General features: G+C 77.0%; 16 protein-coding genes and 1 riboswitch. Of the genes, 14 read left to right on the forward strand and 2 right to left on the reverse strand.

Going from position 1 to position 15,806, the window contains the following annotated elements; translation table 11 throughout:
- The first annotated feature begins 3 nt into the window (after positions 1-3).
- From AB0J67_RS07190 to AB0J67_RS07240, 11 genes are all read left to right on the forward strand, one after another.
- The gene (locus tag AB0J67_RS07190; protein ID WP_363477346.1) at positions 4-2,214 is read left to right on the forward strand and encodes a VWA domain-containing protein; all 2,211 of its coding nucleotides are present in this window, start codon (positions 4-6) and stop codon (positions 2,212-2,214) included.
- 22 nt (positions 2,215-2,236) lie between these two features.
- Positions 2,237-2,851, forward strand: coding sequence for a cob(I)yrinic acid a,c-diamide adenosyltransferase (gene cobO / locus AB0J67_RS07195; RefSeq protein ID WP_363477349.1), 615 nt, complete (start codon positions 2,237-2,239; stop codon positions 2,849-2,851).
- Positions 2,845-4,212 (forward strand): cobyrinate a,c-diamide synthase, encoded by a 1,368-nt coding sequence (locus AB0J67_RS07200; RefSeq protein WP_363477352.1) that lies wholly within the window; start codon positions 2,845-2,847, stop codon positions 4,210-4,212. The genes cobO and AB0J67_RS07200 overlap by 7 nt, the downstream gene beginning before the upstream one ends.
- Positions 4,203-4,928: a precorrin-2 C(20)-methyltransferase gene (gene cobI, locus AB0J67_RS07205; RefSeq protein WP_363477355.1), complete on the forward strand. Its 726-nt coding sequence runs from the start codon at positions 4,203-4,205 to the stop codon at positions 4,926-4,928. Before AB0J67_RS07200 ends, cobI begins: the two co-directional genes overlap by 10 nt.
- On the forward strand, positions 4,925-5,722 hold the full coding sequence (gene cobM / locus AB0J67_RS07210) for a precorrin-4 C(11)-methyltransferase (RefSeq protein ID WP_363477358.1): 798 nt from the start codon (positions 4,925-4,927) through the stop codon (positions 5,720-5,722). Before cobI ends, cobM begins: the two co-directional genes overlap by 4 nt.
- A 106-nt stretch (positions 5,723-5,828) precedes the next feature.
- Entirely contained in the window at positions 5,829-6,983 is a 1,155-nt protein-coding gene (locus AB0J67_RS07215; RefSeq protein ID WP_363477361.1) for a cobalt-precorrin-5B (C(1))-methyltransferase, read from the forward strand.
- Positions 6,971-8,371, forward strand: coding sequence for a precorrin-6y C5,15-methyltransferase (decarboxylating) subunit CbiE (gene cbiE / locus AB0J67_RS07220; RefSeq protein WP_363477364.1), 1,401 nt, complete (start codon positions 6,971-6,973; stop codon positions 8,369-8,371). Before AB0J67_RS07215 ends, cbiE begins: the two co-directional genes overlap by 13 nt.
- Positions 8,368-10,089 carry a precorrin-3B C(17)-methyltransferase gene (gene cobJ / locus AB0J67_RS07225; protein WP_363477366.1) on the forward strand — a complete coding sequence of 574 codons (1,722 nt, stop codon included), beginning with the start codon at positions 8,368-8,370 and terminating at the stop codon, positions 10,087-10,089. The genes cbiE and cobJ overlap by 4 nt, the downstream gene beginning before the upstream one ends.
- A 50-nt stretch (positions 10,090-10,139) precedes the next feature.
- A complete protein-coding gene (locus tag AB0J67_RS07230; RefSeq protein WP_363477494.1) occupies positions 10,140-10,325 on the forward strand; it encodes a 4Fe-4S binding protein in 186 nt (61 codons plus the stop codon).
- Complete coding sequence (locus AB0J67_RS07235) at positions 10,325-10,957, forward strand: precorrin-8X methylmutase (RefSeq protein WP_363477369.1); 633 nt, start codon at positions 10,325-10,327, stop codon at positions 10,955-10,957. The genes AB0J67_RS07230 and AB0J67_RS07235 overlap by 1 nt, the downstream gene beginning before the upstream one ends.
- An 88-nt stretch (positions 10,958-11,045) precedes the next feature.
- A complete protein-coding gene (locus AB0J67_RS07240) occupies positions 11,046-11,981 on the forward strand; it encodes a sirohydrochlorin chelatase (protein WP_363477372.1) in 936 nt (311 codons plus the stop codon).
- A 133-nt stretch (positions 11,982-12,114) separates the two neighbouring features.
- On the opposite strand, the gene AB0J67_RS07245 is transcribed toward AB0J67_RS07240, so the two are convergent.
- Positions 12,115-13,491 carry an alpha/beta hydrolase domain-containing protein gene (locus AB0J67_RS07245; RefSeq protein ID WP_363477375.1) on the reverse strand — a complete coding sequence of 459 codons (1,377 nt, stop codon included), beginning with the start codon at positions 13,489-13,491 and terminating at the stop codon, positions 12,115-12,117.
- Positions 13,492-13,612: 121 nt separating this feature from the next.
- Positions 13,613-13,808: riboswitch (cobalamin riboswitch) on the forward strand.
- A 29-nt stretch (positions 13,809-13,837) separates the two neighbouring features.
- Here AB0J67_RS07245 and AB0J67_RS07250 point away from each other — a divergent pair.
- The 3 genes from AB0J67_RS07250 (at position 13,838) to AB0J67_RS07260 (ending at position 15,248) form a co-directional block, all read left to right on the forward strand.
- Entirely contained in the window at positions 13,838-14,077 is a 240-nt protein-coding gene (locus tag AB0J67_RS07250) for a hypothetical protein (protein WP_363477378.1), read from the forward strand.
- A 12-nt stretch (positions 14,078-14,089) separates the two neighbouring features.
- Positions 14,090-14,815, forward strand: coding sequence for a CbtA family protein (locus tag AB0J67_RS07255; protein WP_363477381.1), 726 nt, complete (start codon positions 14,090-14,092; stop codon positions 14,813-14,815).
- 97 nt (positions 14,816-14,912) lie between these two features.
- Positions 14,913-15,248, forward strand: coding sequence for a (2Fe-2S) ferredoxin domain-containing protein (locus AB0J67_RS07260; protein WP_363477383.1), 336 nt, complete (start codon positions 14,913-14,915; stop codon positions 15,246-15,248).
- Here the strand turns inward: AB0J67_RS07260 and AB0J67_RS07265 are convergent.
- Positions 15,223-15,771 carry a DUF6790 family protein gene (locus AB0J67_RS07265; protein WP_363477385.1) on the reverse strand — a complete coding sequence of 183 codons (549 nt, stop codon included), beginning with the start codon at positions 15,769-15,771 and terminating at the stop codon, positions 15,223-15,225. The two genes, AB0J67_RS07260 and AB0J67_RS07265, sit on opposite strands and share 26 nt — an antisense overlap.
- Between the last annotated feature and the right edge of the window lie 35 nt (positions 15,772-15,806).

The raw sequence follows: 15,806 nt of genomic DNA on the forward strand, positions 1-15,806 counted from the left end.
CTCGTGCCTGAGCGGTCGTTGACCCCGCTGTACCCGTTCTCCGCCGTGGTCGGCCTGGCCGACCTGCGGCTGGCCCTGCTCCTCAACGCCGTCTCGCCCGCCGTCGGCGGGGTGCTGGTGCGCGGCGAGAAGGGCACCGCCAAGTCCACCGTGGTCCGTGCCCTCGCCGCCCTGCTGCCGACGCTCACGGCCGTCGCCGGATGCCGCTTCGCCTGCGACCCGGCCGCCCCGTACGCCGCGTGCCCGGACGGGCCGCACGAGGCCGGGCAGGACGCCGCCGTCCGGCGCGCCCGGCTGGTCGAGCTGCCCGTCGGGGCCACCGAGGACCGCCTGGTCGGCGCGCTCGACCTGGAACGCGTGCTCACCTCGGGGCAGGCGGCGTACTCGCCCGGCCTGCTGGCCGCCGCCCACCGGGGCGTGCTCTACGTCGACGAGGTGAACCTGCTCCACGACCACCTGGTCGACCTGCTGCTCGACGCCGCCGCGATGGGTGAGGCGTACGTCGAGCGCGACGGCGTCTCGGTGCGCCACGCCGCCCGGTTCCTGCTGGTGGGCACCATGAACCCGGAGGAGGGCGAGCTGCGCCCGCAGCTGCTCGACCGGTTCGGGCTGGCGGTGCAGGTGCGCGCCCCGCGCGAGCCGCGCGAGCGGGCCGAGGTGGTGCGGCGGCGGCTGGCGTACGAGGCCGACCCGGCCGGGTTCGCGGCGCGCTGGGCCGACGCCGACGCCTCGCTCGCCGATCGCATCGTGGCCGCCCGGGAAAGGCTGCCCGCGGTGGCGCTGCCCGACGCCGAGCTGATCCGCATCACCGGGGTGTGCGCCGCGTTCGAGGTGGACGGGCTGCGCGCCGACCTGGTGGTGGCCCGTGCCGCGCTGGCACTGGCCGCCTGGCACGGCCGGGTCGAGGTCACCGCGCAGGACGTCCGCGACGCGGCCCGGCTCGCGCTGCCGCACCGCCGCCGACGCGACCCCTTCGACAGCCCCGACCTGGACGAGAACGCGCTGGAAGAGGCGCTGCGCCACGCCGCGCCCCCGGACGGCGGGCCGCACGACGGCGAGAGCGGCCGGGACGGCGGCGCCGCCGGGCGGCGCGGCGGACCCGACGGCTCGGACGGCGGACGGGACCACGGCGCACACGACGCCGCGGGCCCCGGCGGCGACCCCGGACGCCCTGGTGACCAGGGCCCCCGCGGCGAGGAAGACCCTCAGGGCGAGGACGGCCCGCACGACGGCGGGCCCGACAACGGCCCCGACGACGACCGGCCCCGGCCGGGTGGGCCCGGCGGCGGCGCGCGGCCGGACCGGGAGCGTCCGGCGCCCCGGCCGCACGGTGACGCCCAGCGGCGCGACGCCGACGGCGACAGCCGCCTCGCCGGGGCGGGGCAGCAGCGGGCCGAGGCGGCGCGACCGCAGCGGGCCAGGCTGTTCGCGGTGCCGGGCACGGGGGAGGGCGCGGCAGGACGGCGCTCGCCCGCGTACACCCGCACCGGCCGCACCGTCGGCGCGCGGGTGCCCGCCGGCACGCTGACCGCGCTGCACCTGGCGGCGACCGTGCGGGCCGCGGCCCGGCGGCAGGACGCGCGCGGGCGCCGGCCCGGCGGGCCACTGCTGCTGGCCGCCGCCGACCTGCGCGAGCCGGTGCGGCGCGGGCGCGAGTCCAACCTGGTGCTGTTCTGCGTCGACGCCTCCGGCTCGATGGCCGCCCGCAAGCGGATGGGCGCGGTCAAGGGCGCGGTGCTGTCGCTGCTGCTCGACGCGTACCAGCGGCGCGACAAGGTCGGCCTGGTCACCTTCCGGGGCGACGCGGCACGGCTGGCGCTGCCGCCGACCTCCAGCGTCGAGGCGGGCGCGGCCCGGCTGCGCGAGCTGCCCACCGGCGGGCGTACGCCGCTCGCGGCGGGCCTGCGCCAGGCCGCGCACACGCTGCGGGTGGAGCGGCTGCGCGACCCGCGCCGCCGGGCGCTGCTGGTGGTGGTGACCGACGGCCGGGCCACCGCGGGGGCCGATCCCGTCGGCGAGGCCATGCGGGTCGCCGCCGGGCTGGCCGCGGGCGGCGTCGCCGCGGTGGTGGTCGACTGCGAGTCGGGACCGGTCCGGCTCGGGCTGGCCGCGCGCCTGGCCGCCCGGCTGAACGCCGAGCACGTGCCGCTCACCGAGGTCACCGCACAGGGGCTGGCCGGCGTCGCCCGCCGCGACCGCCGCACCGCCGCGTGACCCGAACCGATCGGAGGACGAGATGCCGCAGGGTAAACCCGAGTCGGTCCCCGACGACGGGCTGACCACCCGGCAGCGCCGGAAGGGACCGCTGCTCGCCGTGCACACCGGCGTCGGCAAGGGCAAGTCGACCGCCGCGTTCGGGATGGCGCTGCGCGCGTGGAACGTGGGCTGGCCGATCGCCGTTTTCCAGTTCGTGAAGAGTCCGAAGTGGCGGGTGGGTGAGGAGGCCGCGTTCCGGGCGCTGAGCCGTGCCCACGCGCAGGACGGCACGGGCGCGCCGGTGACCTGGCACAAGATGGGCGAGGGCTGGTCGTGGCTGGCCCGGCCGGGCGACGAGCGCGACCACGCCGCCGAGGCGGCCGAGGGCTGGGCGCAGGTCAAACGCGACCTCGCCGCGCAGCGGTACGGCTTCTACGTGCTCGACGAGTTCACCTACCCGATGCACTGGGGCTGGGTGCCCGTCGACGACGTGGTCGCGACGCTGCGCGAGCGCCCCGGCACCCAGCACGTCGTGATCACCGGCCGGTACGCCGCACCGGCGCTGCTCGACGCCGCCGACCTGGTCACCGAGATGGGCAAGGTGAAGCACCCGATGGACGCGGGGCGCAAGGGCCAGGCGGGGATCGAATGGTAGAGGTCGGTGGGGGTGTGTCGGTGAGGGTGCCGCGGATCGTGGTCGCGGCGGCGGCGTCGGGGCACGGCAAGACGACGGTGGCGACCGGGCTGCTGGCCGCGTTCACGGCGCGCGGCATGACCGCGGCCGGGTTCAAGGTCGGGCCGGACTACATCGACCCGACGTACCACTCGCTGGCCTGCGGGCGGCCCGGCCGCAACCTGGACCCGTCGCTGGTCGGCGAGGACCTGGTCGCGCCGCTGTTCGCCCATGGCGCGGCGGGCGCGCAGGTCGCCGTGGTCGAGGGCGTGATGGGCCTGTACGACGGCCGCTCCGGCCAGGGCGCGTTCGGCTCGACCGCGCACGTGGCCGAGCTGCTGGACGCGCCGGTCGTGTTCGTGGTGGACGCGACCGGCCAGGGCCGCTCGGTCGCCGCGCTGCTGCACGGGTTCCGCTCGTTCGGCACGGTGCGCCTGGGCGGGGTGGTGCTCAACCGGGTCGGCTCCGACCGGCACGAGGAGATCCTGCGCGAGGCCTGCGAGGAGGTCGGCGCGCCGGTGCTCGGCGTGCTGCGGCGCACCGACGCGGTCGCGGTGCCCTCGCGGCACCTGGGCCTGGTGCCCGCCGCCGAACGCAGCGGCGCCGCGGTCGACGCGGTACGCGCGATGGGCGCGCTGGTCGAGGACGGGGTGGACCTCGGCGAGGTGCTCGCGGTGGCGCACGGCGCGCCGCCGCTGACCGTGACGGCGTGGTCGGCCGCGGCCGCGGTGGGCGAGCCGGTGGCCGAGCGCCCCGTGATCGCGGTCGCGGGCGGGCCAGCGTTCACGTTCGGCTACGCCGAGCAGGCCGAGCTGCTGCGGGCCGCCGGGGCCGAGGTCGTGCACGTCGACCCGGTCCGCGACGAGGCGCTGCCGCCGCGCACCGCCGGGCTGGTGGTGGGCGGCGGTTTCCCCGAGGTGTACGGCGACGAGCTGGCCGCCAACAAGCCGCTGCGCGACGCCGTACGCGAGCTCGCGGCCGCCGGTGCGCCCGTCGCCGCCGAGTGCGCCGGGCTGCTGTGGCTGGCCCGGTCGCTGGACGGCCGCGAGATGTGCGGGGTGCTCGACGCCGAGTCGGCGATGACGGACCGGCTCACGCTGGGCTACCGCGACGCGGTCGCGGTGTCCGGCAGCGTGCTCGCCGAGCCGGGCACCCGGGTCACCGGGCACGAGTTCCACCGCACCGCCGTCGCCCCGGCCGCCGGGCCGCAGCCCGCCTGGGCGTGGCGCGGCACCGCCGCGGAGGGCTTCGTCCAGGGCGGGGTGCACGCGTCCTACCTGCACCTGCACTGGGCCGGGCACCCGGGCTTCGCCGCGCGGCTGGTGCGTGCCGCATGCGCCTGATCGGGGTGGGGACGGGTCCGGGCGACCCGGAGCTGGTGACGCTGCAGGCCGTACGCCTGCTGCGCGAGGCCGGGCGGGTCTTCGTGCCCGTCATGTCGCTCGACGAGCAGGGCCGTGCCGAGGCGACGGTGCGCGCGCACGCCGGGCACGACCGCATCGAGCGGCTGGTGTTCGCCCTCAACGAGCGCGACGACGCGCGGCGGCGCGAGCACCACTGGGACGGGGCCGGGCGGCGCGTCGCGGACTGGCTCGGCGAGACCGGCGGCACCGCCGTGTTCGCGACCATCGGCGACCCCAACGTGTACTCGACCTTCGGCTACCTCGCCGCCACCGTCCGGGCGCTGCTGCCCGAGGTCGAGATCACGACCGCGCCCGGGATCACCGCCATGCAGGCCCTGTCGGCCGCGGCCGGGGTGCCGCTCGCCGAGGGCGTCGAGCCGCTGGTCCTGGTGCCGTTGGCCCGGGGAGCGGCGGCGCTGTCCGGCGCGCTCGCGTACGCGGAGGACGGCACGGTGGTGGCGTACAAGGGCGGGCGGCACCTCGACGAGGTCGTCGCCGTGGTGAAGGAGGCCGGACGGCTCGGGGACGCGGTGCTCGGCACCCGCCTGGGCCTGCCCGGCGAGACCGTGACACCGCTGGCCGCGGCGGGTGAGGCGCCGTACCTGTCGGCGGTGCTGATCCCCGGCCGGCGCGAGGGAAGGGGCGGGAAGCTGTGAAGGTCGTCTTCATCGGAGCCGGGCCGGGCGCCGCCGACCTGCTCACCCTGCGCGGCGCGGCCGCCATCGCCACCGCCGACGTGGTGGTCTGGGCGGCCAGCCTGGTGCACCCGGACGTGCTCGGCCACGCGAAGCCGGGCGCGCGCATCGTCGACTCGGCCGCGCTGACCCTGGAGCAGACGCTCGACCTCTACCGCCAGGCCGCGGCCGACGACCTGGTGGTGGCCCGGATCCACTCCGGCGACCCGGCGCTGTGGGGCGCGCTGGGCGAGCAGCTCGACGCGTGCCGCGAGCTGGGCCTGCCCACCGAGGTCATCCCCGGGGTGTCCTCGTTCACCGCCGCCGCGGCGGCCGTGCAGCGGGAGCTGACCGTGCCCGAGGTGGCCCAGTCGGTGGTGCTGACCAGGCTGGAGGGCGGCAAGACGCCGATGCCGGCACGCGAGTCGGTGCGCGCCTTCGCCGCGCACGGCGCGACCATGGCGGTGTTCCTGTCCGCCGCCCGGTCCGGCCAGCTCGCGGACGAGCTGCTGGCCGGGGGGTACGCGCCGGACACGCCCGTCGTGGTGGCATACCGGGTGACGTGGCCGGAGGAGCTGATCGTGCGGTGCACGGTCGGCACGCTGGAAGCCGCGGTCAAGGAGCACCGGCTGTGGAAGCACACGCTGTTCCTGGTCGGGCCCGCGCTCGGCGAGGGCGGCGGCACCCGCAGCCACCTCTACCACCCGGGCCACTTCCACGGCTTCCGCCGGGCGGACCCGGCCGCCCGCGCCACCCTGCGAGCAACCCGTGGCTGAGCGGCCGGCCGCCGACCCACGCTCCGACTCGGCTCCCGATCCGAGTCCGGATCCGGCTGCCGCGCCGACGGCCGTCCGGCTCCGTGGGCGGCGCCGGTCCGGGCTGGTGGGCTCCGGACCGGACCTTCCGGAGCTGCGTGAACCCGACCTGCCGCGTACCGCCAAGGATCGGCCCAAAGCCCTGCGCACCGGGTGGACCACCGGGACGTGCGCGTCGGCGGCGGCGAAGGCGGCGACGGAGCTGCTGGTGGGCGGGGTGCCGCCGCGCTGGGTCGAGGTGGCGCTGCCGTCCGGGCGGCGGGTGACCTTCGCGGTCGCGGAGTCGTCGCTGGACGGTGACGCGGCGCGGGCCGTCGTGGTCAAGGATGCCGGGGACGACCCGGACGTGACGCACGGCGCCCGGCTGACCGCGACCGTGCGCTGGCGGGACGGGGCGGGGGTGTCGCTGCGCGGCGGCGAGGGCGTCGGCACGGTCACCCGGCCCGGCCTCGGCCTGGACGTGGGCGGCCCGGCGATCAACCCGGTGCCGCGACAGATGATCACGCAGGCGGTGGCCGAGGTCGCGGGCGGGCGCGCGGTGGACGTGGTGATCTCGGTGCCGGACGGCGAGCGGATGGCCCGCAAGACCACCAACCGCAGGCTGGGCATCCTCGGCGGGATCTCGATCCTCGGCACCACCGGCATCGTCCGGCCGTTCTCCACCGCATCCTGGCGAGCCAGCGTCATGCAGGCCGTGCAGGTGGCCGCGGCGCAGGGCGAGGACACGATCGTGCTGTGCACCGGCGGGCGCACCGAGGCGGGCGCGATGGCGCTGCTGCCGCACCTGCCTGAGGTGTGCTTCGTCGAGGTGGGCGACTTCACCGGGGCCGCGCTGCGCACCGCCGCCGGGCACGGCATGACCGGGGTGGTCTTCGTCGGCATGGCCGGCAAGCTGACCAAGCTCGCCGCCGGGGTGCTGATGACGCACTACACCCGCTCGGCCGTGGACACCGCGCTGCTCGGCCGGGTGACCGTCGCGGCCGGTGGCACGCCGGAGCTGGCGGAGCAGGTCGACGGCGCGAACACGGCGCGGCACGCGTACGAGCTGTGGGAGGCGGCCGGGCTGCTGCGCACCGCCGGGGACCTGCTCTGCGACCGGGTGCGCGACGTGCTGGTCCGGTTCGGGCGCGGTGCGCTGCGGGCCGACGTGGCGATGGTCGACTTCACCGGGCAGGCGGTCGTGGCGGCGACCAGGCCGGAGTGGGTGGCATGCGCCGGGTGACCGTGCTCGGCCACGACGGCGGGCCGCTCGGCCCGGCGGCGGGTGCGGCGCTGGCGACCGCGACCCTGGTCGCCGGGGGCGAGCGGCACCTGTCCGGGCTGGACGTCGCGGCGGAGACGCTGGTGATGGGCCCGGTCGCGCCGGTGGTCGCCCGCCTCGCCGCGCACGACGGCGAAGCGGTGGTGCTGGCCAGCGGCGACCCGGGCTTCTTCGGCATCGTCGCCGCGCTGCGCCGGGCCGGGGTCGAGCCGGTGGTGGTGCCCGCGGTGTCCAGCGTCGCGGCCGCGTTCGCCCGCGCCGGCCTGCCCTGGGACGACGCTCTGGTCGTCTCCGCCCACGGCCGCGGCCCCGCTGACGGCCGCGCGTCCGCGTCCGGCCGCGAGTCTTCGCACGGTGGCGAGTCTTCGCACGGCGGCGAGTCTTCGCACGGCCGCGACGGCGGCCAGGGTCGCGAGTGCGGTGGCGGCTCCGGGCTGAGCAGTGATCCGTTTTTGTGGACGCCTGCTGTCGCCAGGGCGACGTCCAGCGTCCACCGAAACGGATCATCGCGGGTGCCGGGCGGGTGGCGGCGGGTCGTCAACGCCTGCCGGGCCCATCCGAAGGTGGCGGTGTTGACCGCGCCCGGCACCGGGCCCGCGGAGCTGGGTGCGGCGCTGGCCGGGTGGGCGCGGACGCTGGTGGTCGCGGAGCGGCTCGGTACGCCGCAGGAGCGGCTGGTGACGGTCACGGCGGCGGAGGCGGCCGGTGCCCGGTGGGCGGACCCGAACGTGGTGCTGGTGCTGGATCCGGCCCGCCCCGACGCGCGGACCGGGCCGGGCTGGGTCGCCGGTCCAGGCCCCGGGCCGGGCGGTTGGGCGCTACCGGAGGCCGCGTACGCCCACCGCGACTCGATGATCACCAAGGCGGAGGTACGCGCGTACGCCCTGGCCAAACTCGGCCCGCGCCTCGGCGACCTGGTCTGGGACGTGGGTGCCGGATCGGGCTCGGTGGCCGTGGAGTGCGCCCGGTTCGGCGCGGCCGTGGTCGCCGTCGAGCGCGACCCGGCCGCCCTGCCCCTGATCGCGGCGAACGCGGCCGGCCTCGGCGTGCGGGTGGTCACCGGGGCGGCCCCGGACTGCCTGGCCGCGCTGCCCGATCCGGACGCGGTGTTCGTGGGCGGCGGGGGCACGCCCGTGCTCGCGGCCTGCGCGGCGCGGCGCCCGCTCCGGCTCGTCGTCGCGCTGGCGGCGGTCGAGCGTGCCGCAGCGGCCCTGACCCTGCTGCGCGCCGCCGGGTACGCCGCCGACGGCGTACAGCTGCAGGCTTCGCGGCTGGCCCCGCTGCCGGACGGCACGCACCGGCTCGCCGCGACCAATCCCGTCTTCGTCGTCTCCGGGGAGCTGTCATGACCATCGGGCTGATCTGGGCCACCGCCGCCGGGCGTGCCGCCGCCGACCGGCTGGCCGCCGCCTGGCCCGGAGAATGCACCGTCCACGAGGGACGGGTACGCGACCAGCTCGCCCGCGCCTGGGCGGAGTCCGGCGCGATCGTCGCGTTCGTCGCCACCGGTGCCACCGTCCGCCTCCTCGCCCCTCACCTCGTCGCCGGGGGCGGCAAGGACACGCAGCCGGGTGTGGTGTGTGTGGACGAGGCGGGGCGGTGGGCGGTCGTGCTGCTCGGCGGGCACGCGGGCGGGGCGAACGCGCTGGCGGAGCGGGTGTCGGCGGTGCTCGGCGCGCAGCCGGTGGTGACCACCGGCACCGACGCGGCCGGGCTCGCGGGCCTGGACACGCTCGGCTTCGCGGTGGGCAACCCCGAACGGGTCGCCCCGGTGTCCCGGGCACTGCTCGACGGCGAACCGGTCGACTGGCGCGCCGACCAGCTCTGGCCGCTGCCCGCGCTGCCCGCCAACGTCGGCGCGCACCCCGGCGCCGCACACGGGGTGCTGGTGACCGACCGGGCACCGACCCGCGGGGGTGCGGCGGCAGCGCCCCTGGTGCTGCATCCGCCGTCGCTGGTACTCGGGATCGGGGCGAGCCGGGGAGTCGCCGCGGAAGAGATCGCCGCGCTCGCCGACCGGGTCCTCGCGGAGGCGGGGCTGGCCGCGGCGTCGGTGTGCGCGATCGCCACCGCGGACGTGAAGGCCGACGAGGCGGGCCTGCTGGCGTACGCGGCGGGGCGGAACCTGCCGCTGGTCACCTTCCCGGCGGGAGAGCTGGCGGCGGTGGACGTGCCCCACCCGTCGGAGGTGGTCCGGGCGGCCGTGGGCACGCCGAGCGTGGCCGAGGCGGCGGCGCTGCTGGCGGCCCGGGCCCGTGGCCGTGCCGCGGAGCTGGTCGCGGGCAAGACGGCGTCGGCGATGGCGACCGTGGCGGTGGCGCGGCTGGTCCCGATGGGGCGGCTCGCCGTGATCGGGCTGGGGCCGGGCGCGGCGGACCTGCGTACGCCGCGGGCCACCGAGCAGTTGCGGGCCGCCTCGATCGTGGTCGGCCTCGACCAGTACGTGGCGCAGGTCCGGCACCTGCTGCGGCCCGGCACCCGGATCGTGGACTCGGGGCTGGGCGCGGAGGAGGAGCGGGCGCGCACCGCCGTCGAGCTGGCCCGCGCCGGGCACGCCGTGGCGCTGATCGGCTCCGGCGACGCGGGCGTGTACGCGATGGCCTCGCCCGCGCTGGAGTTCGCCGGAGACGACATCGCGGTGACCGCGGTGCCGGGGGTGACCGCCGCACTGGCCGCGTCGTCGCTGCTGGGCGCGCCCTTGGGGCACGACCACGTGTACCTGTCGCTGTCCGATCTGCACACCCCCTGGGCGGTGATCGAGCGACGGCTGGCCGCCGCGGCGCAGGCCGATCTCGTGGTGTGCCTCTACAACCCGCGCAGCGCCCGGCGCACCCGGCAGCTGCCCGCGGCGCTGGCGATCCTGGGCGCGCACCGGCCGCCGCGCACGCCGATCGGGCTGGTGCGCGACGCGTCCCGGCCGGGCGAGCGGGTCGCGCTGACCACGCTGGCCGAGTTCGACCCGGCCGCGGTGGACATGAACACGGTGGTGATCGTCGGGGCCAGCACGACCCGCACGGTCGCCGGGCGCATGGTCACCCCGCGGGGGTACGCGTGGATGCCGAGCTGACGCGCGCGGGGAGCCGGCCGGCGGGCGGCGGGCCCGGACCGGCCGTCTCCGTGCGGTTCGACGGCTGTCAGGGCTGCGGCGCCTGCCTACTGACCTGCCCCACGCACGCGATCCGCCCGGTCGGCGGCGACGGCCCGGCGACCCTGCACGCCCGCCCGGACCTGTGCACCGGCTGCGGGGAGTGCGTCGAGGTGTGCCCGGTGGACGCGGTGACCCTGACCGTGGGGGAGCGGTGATGGGCGGTTCAGCGCGGGTGGTGCATCCGATCGAGGCGGAGTCGTACCGGATCCTGCGGTCGGTGGTGGACACGACGGGGCTGGCGCCGTACAGCAGGGACGTGGTGGAGCGGATCGTGCACACCACGGCCGATCCGGGCTGGGTCGCCGACCTGGTGCCGGACGAGGCGGCGCTCGCCGCCGGGGCCGCCGCGCTGGCCGCGGGCGCGCCGCTGGTGGTCGACGTGACCATGGTCGGCGCGGGCATCACCCGCTACCCGTCGCGCTGCCTGGTCGGCTCGGCGCGGGCGGCGGAACTTTCCGCGGCCGAGGGGATCACCCGGTCCGCCGCGGCGGTGCGGCTGGCCGCCGCCGAGCATCCGGCGGGTGCGGTATGGGCCGTCGGCAACGCCCCGACCGCCCTGTTCGAGCTGCTGCGGCTGGCGGCGGCCGGGACGGTGGCTCCGGCGCTGGTGGTGGGCCTGCCGGTCGGGTACGTCGGTGCGGCCGAGGCGAAGGCGGCGCTGCGCGCGTCCGGGCTGCCCCAGCTGTCCAACGTCAGCGCCCGCGGCGGCTCGGCCGTCGCCGCCGCCGCCGTCAACGCCCTGCTCTACGGCGACCCGCTGACCGGCCACGACACCGCGCCTCCGTGAGGAGCCGCTGTCGCCGGGCGCCCGCCACAGGTGACTCCCGGCGACCCCGAGACGAGCTCCGTCAGGTGCGACCCCCAGGAGGAAGACCATGATCGCCACCCCGCCCGCGCTGCTCATCGCCGGGCACGGCACGTCCGACACCGACGGCGCGGAGGAGTTCCGCGCGTTCACCGACCGGGTGGGCAAGCGCCTGGCCCCGCGCGGGGTGAGCGTCGGCGGCGGTTTCATCGAGCTGTCCCCACCGCCGCTCGGCGAGGCGGTGGGCGAGCTGGTCGCGGCCGGGCACCGCCGGCTGGCCGCCGTGCCGCTGATGCTGGTCGCGGCCGGACACGCCAAGGGCGACATCCCGGCCGCGCTGGCCCGTGAGCAGCTGCGGCATCCCGGGCTCGCGGTGGCGTACGGCCGCCCGCTCGGCGCCCACCCGGCGGTGCTGGCCCTGCTGCGGGAGCGGCTGGCGCAGGCCGGTGCGGCCGAGGGCGACACGGTGCTGCTGGTGGGGCGCGGTTCCACCGATCCGGACGCCAACGCCGAGGTGGCCCGCGCCGCGCGGCTGCTGGCCGAGACGACGGCGGTGGCCGCGGTGGAGTACGCCTTCGTCTCGCTCGCCCGGCCCGGCGTGCCCGCGGGCCTGGACCGCTGTGCCGCGCTGGGCGCGCGCCGGATAGTGGTGCTGCCGTACTTCCTCTTCACCGGGGTGCTGCCGCGCCGGGTGGCCGACCAGGCCACGGCGTGGGCGGCCGGGCGCGCGGGCGTGCCGGTGCGCTGCGCCGCCGTGCTCGGCGACACCGACGCGCTCGCCGACCTGGTGATCGAGCGTTACGACGAGGCGCTGGCGGGCGACATCCGGATGAACTGCGACTCGTGCGTCTACCGGGTGAAGCTGCCCGGTTTCGAGGACCGGGTCGGTGCGGCCCAGACGCCGCACCACCACCCGGACGACCACGGCCACACCCACCACGGCCATGGCGACCAGCACGCCCACCACGACGGCGCGGACGGGCACCACCACGGCCGGCGCCGGTGATGGCGGCTTCGCCGCCCTCGGCCGGGCCAGGGGCGTGGGGGCGGCTGCCGCACCAGGTGGGCGGGGCAGCCGCGCCGGGAGCGGCGGTCCGGGCCCGGCCCGCGCGGGCAGGCGGGCCGGGCCCGGACGGTGATCAGCGCCCCACGCCGGAGGCCAGGGCCTCGCGCAGGTTGACGCGGGCGTCGGCGGGCAGCAGGTAGCCGGCGGCGACGTTGCGCACGTCGGCCAGCGCGACCCGCGCCAGGTATCCGCCGCGGGTCGGGTACAGCCGGTCCCGGGTCGGCTCGTCGAACGGCTGGTGGGAGCCGAACAGGAAGCAGAACGACTGGCCGGAGTTGTCGCCGGTGCTGAGCGCCGTCGGCACGGTCACCTGGGAGTAGCGGATGCCGCCGAGGGCCAGGCCGAGGCCGTCGCGCGCCTTGGTGCCGTCGGCGTTGAAGGCGAGCGGCTCGGCGACCGGCGGCGGGGTGCCGGTGCGGACCCAGCGCACCAGGTGGTCGTAGGCCGCCGCGGTGGCGTGGTGCACCGGCACCCGGCTGAACGGCGGCGCGGCGCAGTCGTACACCGGGGCCGCGCCGAGGTCGCGCACCGAGATCGGGTTGCGGTACTCCTGCCCCCGCCAGCCCGAGTGCGCCCCGCCGGCGACCTCCCAGCGGCGGAACCGGTCGGTGTCGGGGGAGGGGCGCACCGGCGTGCGGACGTCGGTCTCCGACAGCACCTGGAACACCGGCTCGTCGCCGACCCGGGTCGGGGCGTTGCCGACGATGAACGCGTACCCGTCGAACACCGGCTCGACCTTCGGCAGGATGTGCTGGTAGTAGACGGTCATCCGCCCCGCCGACTGGGACGCGCCGACGGCCAGCAGCGTGCGCACGTCGAGCCGGCCCAGGGGGGAGCCGGGCCCGCCGGTGCCCACCGCCTTCGCGGCCTGGGCGAAGATGTCGTACGACAGCTCGTCGGCGAGGTGGGCGCCGCCGCCGGTCACATCCAGCGCGCCGTAGCGCGTCGGGCTCCACGAGCGCAGCTGGTCGACGCCCACGCGCTGGGCGGAGACGCCGACCCAGGCGTACCCGGCCCGCATGATCGCCTCGCCGTTCCACAGCGCGTCGAGGTCGTAGCCGGCGGTGACGTTCTGCCACTCGACGAGCGCGGTGCCGTTGAACGCGTGCCGGCTGACCGGCCGCCGGACCACGATCCGGGTCCGGTACGGCACGTCGGTGGCGACGGGCCCACCCTGGCTGTCCCAGCCGTCGGCGATGCCGGACAGGAGGAACTCCTGCTCGACGTACCCGTGGCGGGCCAGGTCGTCGGGGGTGGAGAAGAACGGGTAGGTGTCCTCGAGCACCGGGGACAGCCGGTCGCCGGGCACGGCGCCCGGCAGCGGCCCCGACACCGTCGGTGTTGATATCGGCGTACGGTCGCCGCCCGCGCTCGCGACGCCGGCCGGCACCAGGGCGGCGGCCAGGGCGAGCGCGGCGGCGGCGCCCAGCCTGCGCGGATGCTTCATCATGCGGTCATGGTGACCGCGCGGCGCGTGGCGGCGCATCGGCGATATCACCGGCCCGTGCACCCTGGGCGGTGACCGGCGTTACCGGCGGAGTGAGAGGGTTTGACGGGCGTACGAGCACGCTGGCATGGTGGTTGCTACAAGTACACATCAGACGACGGTGCGCAGGAACCCGGTGAGAATCCGGGACGGTCCCGCCACTGTGACCGGGGAGCGCCCCGCACGAGCCACGGCCGCTGCAGCGGCTGGAAGGCGCGGCAAGCGCGACGCACCACATCCACCCGGGAGTCAGGACACTGACCCGTCGTTGTCCAGTTCGGGGCGGTGAACCCCGAGAAGGAGGTTGATCATGGGTGCGTTGTCCACCCCCGCGACGTCGTCGGACCGGACGGCCGCGGTCGCGATCCGGCTGCGGGACCAGGTCGTCGCCGGCCTGCTCGTCCTGCTGGCGCTGTTCATCCTGTACGCGGTGTTCCTGGACCAGGGTGCGCTGCTGTCCCCGGTGTACGGGGAGCTCTCGCGCAGCGCCAACTACCTGCACGAGCTGTCCCACGACGGGCGGCACCTGTTCGCCGCCAACTGCCACTGAGCGGGGGCGCACGTGACCCTGCTCTCCCTGATGGGGCGGGGCGGGCTGGCCGGCGCGTGCGCCGGTGCCGCCTCCGCCCTGGTGTCCCTGCTGCTCGCCGAGCCGGTCATCGACCGGGCCATCGAGCTCGAACATGCCGCGGCCGGTGCGGGCCACGGCGCGGAGCTGTTCACCCGCGACACCCAGCACGTCGGCCTGCTGGTCTCGGTGATCCTCGCCGGGATGGCGATCGGCCTGCTGTTCGGCCTGGTCTACGCGGTGCTGCACCGGCGCGACCCCGAGGCCGATCCGTGGGGCCGGGCGCTGCGCCTGGCCGGGGCCGGGTTCCTCGGCGTGAGCCTGCTGCCGTTCCTGCGCTTCCCGACCAACCCGCCGGGGGTGGGCAGCGAGGCGACCCAGCAGGCGCGCACGGTGACCTGGCTCGCCGCGATCGTCATCGGGCTGGCCACGGTGTCCGCGATGGGCCTGGTGGCCGGGCGGCTGGCACGGCGCGGCGCGGCCCTGCCGGTGCGCCACCTCGCCCCGGTGGGCGTGGCGCTGCTCGGCCTGGCTGTGCTGTTCCTGCTGCCCTCCTCGGGCGACGAGATCGGCACACCCGCGGACCTGCTGTGGAGCTTCCGCCTGCTGTCGCTGCTCGCGTCGGTCGTGCTCTGGGCCGGGCTGGGCGTCGGCTTCGGACTGGCCGGGCTGCGCGCCGAGGCCTCGGTGGGCGCCGTCGCGGCACGGGCGGGCGCGTGACGTCCCGCGCGGCGGGCCGGGCCGCGGGTCGCGCAGACCGCGCGTCGGCGGCGGGGCCGCGTGGCGCCGGGGACCGGCCGGCGGCGCGGGTGACCGGGTGAAGGCGCGGGTGACCGTGTGCCGTGACTGCTGCTGCGGCACGGCCAAGCATCCGGACACCGATCACGACGGGCAGCTGCGGCAGCTGGAGAAGGCGGGCGTCCGGGTGCGCATCGCGCAGTGCCTGGACGTCTGCGAGCACTCCAACGTGATGGTGGTGCACCCGCGCCCGTCCGGTCGCCGGGCGGGCGGGCAGCCGGTGTGGCTGGGCGGCGTCCTCGACGAGGCCGTCGTGGAGTACGTCGCCGCCTGGGCCGCCGCGGGCGGTCCGGGCGCCGCCGAGCTTCCGGTGGCGCTGATGCCCTACGTCATCGAGGCGCCGGGCCGGTCCTGAGACCGTCCCGGGCCGTGATCGCCGCGGCGTCCGCAGCAGGGGCGCCGCGGCGGTACATCACCAGCAGGATGACGGCCAGCAGCGGCATCAGGATGTCGGACGGCAGTGCCCAGGTGTTGGCGGGCGCGGTGTTGCCGTGGAACACCCACTGGTTGAAGTGGCCCCAGGCGTCGCCCCAGAAGGAGATCGCCAGTGCGGTCACCGCCGCGGTCAGCCAGGTGCCGCGCAGCCGCCGCCAGGCGCAACCGATGGCCAGCACGGCCACGGCGATGTCACCCCAGCCCACCTCCCACTGGAACATGGACTGGGTGTAGCCGATCTGCTCGGCGGTCTGGCCGGAGGTCGGTCCGATATGGCTCAGCCCGCCGATCAGGCCCCAGATGCCCGCGCCCACGACCATGATCCACAGCAGGGCCAGCTCCACCACGCGGTGCCTGGTGCGCCGATCCGGGTGCTTGTCCACGGCGACGTGGATCAACCAGCCGACGACGACGGTGAACCAGATGGCAACGAAGAACGGCATCGCACACCTCCCGGCAATCCCGACGCTACGCCGTG

Origin of the sequence: Catellatospora sp. NPDC049609 (assembly GCF_040675365.1) — a bacterium.
GTDB lineage: Bacteria > Actinomycetota > Actinomycetes > Mycobacteriales > Micromonosporaceae > Catellatospora.

Coding starts and splice junctions, on each gene's coding strand:
- cobO (WP_363477349.1), top strand. CDS start 2,237: ATGCCGCAGGGTAAACCCGAGTCGGTCCCCGACGACGGGCTGACCACC.
- AB0J67_RS07200 (WP_363477352.1), top strand. CDS start 2,845: ATGGTAGAGGTCGGTGGGGGTGTGTCGGTGAGGGTGCCGCGGATCGTG.
- cobI (WP_363477355.1), top strand. CDS start 4,203: ATGCGCCTGATCGGGGTGGGGACGGGTCCGGGCGACCCGGAGCTGGTG.
- cbiE (WP_363477364.1), top strand. CDS start 6,971: ATGCGCCGGGTGACCGTGCTCGGCCACGACGGCGGGCCGCTCGGCCCG.
- cobJ (WP_363477366.1), top strand. CDS start 8,368: ATGACCATCGGGCTGATCTGGGCCACCGCCGCCGGGCGTGCCGCCGCC.
- AB0J67_RS07235 (WP_363477369.1), top strand. CDS start 10,325: ATGGGCGGTTCAGCGCGGGTGGTGCATCCGATCGAGGCGGAGTCGTAC.
- AB0J67_RS07240 (WP_363477372.1), top strand. CDS start 11,046: ATGATCGCCACCCCGCCCGCGCTGCTCATCGCCGGGCACGGCACGTCC.
- AB0J67_RS07245 (WP_363477375.1), bottom strand. CDS start 13,491: ATGATGAAGCATCCGCGCAGGCTGGGCGCCGCCGCCGCGCTCGCCCTG.
- AB0J67_RS07250 (WP_363477378.1), top strand. CDS start 13,838: ATGGGTGCGTTGTCCACCCCCGCGACGTCGTCGGACCGGACGGCCGCG.
- AB0J67_RS07265 (WP_363477385.1), bottom strand. CDS start 15,771: ATGCCGTTCTTCGTTGCCATCTGGTTCACCGTCGTCGTCGGCTGGTTG.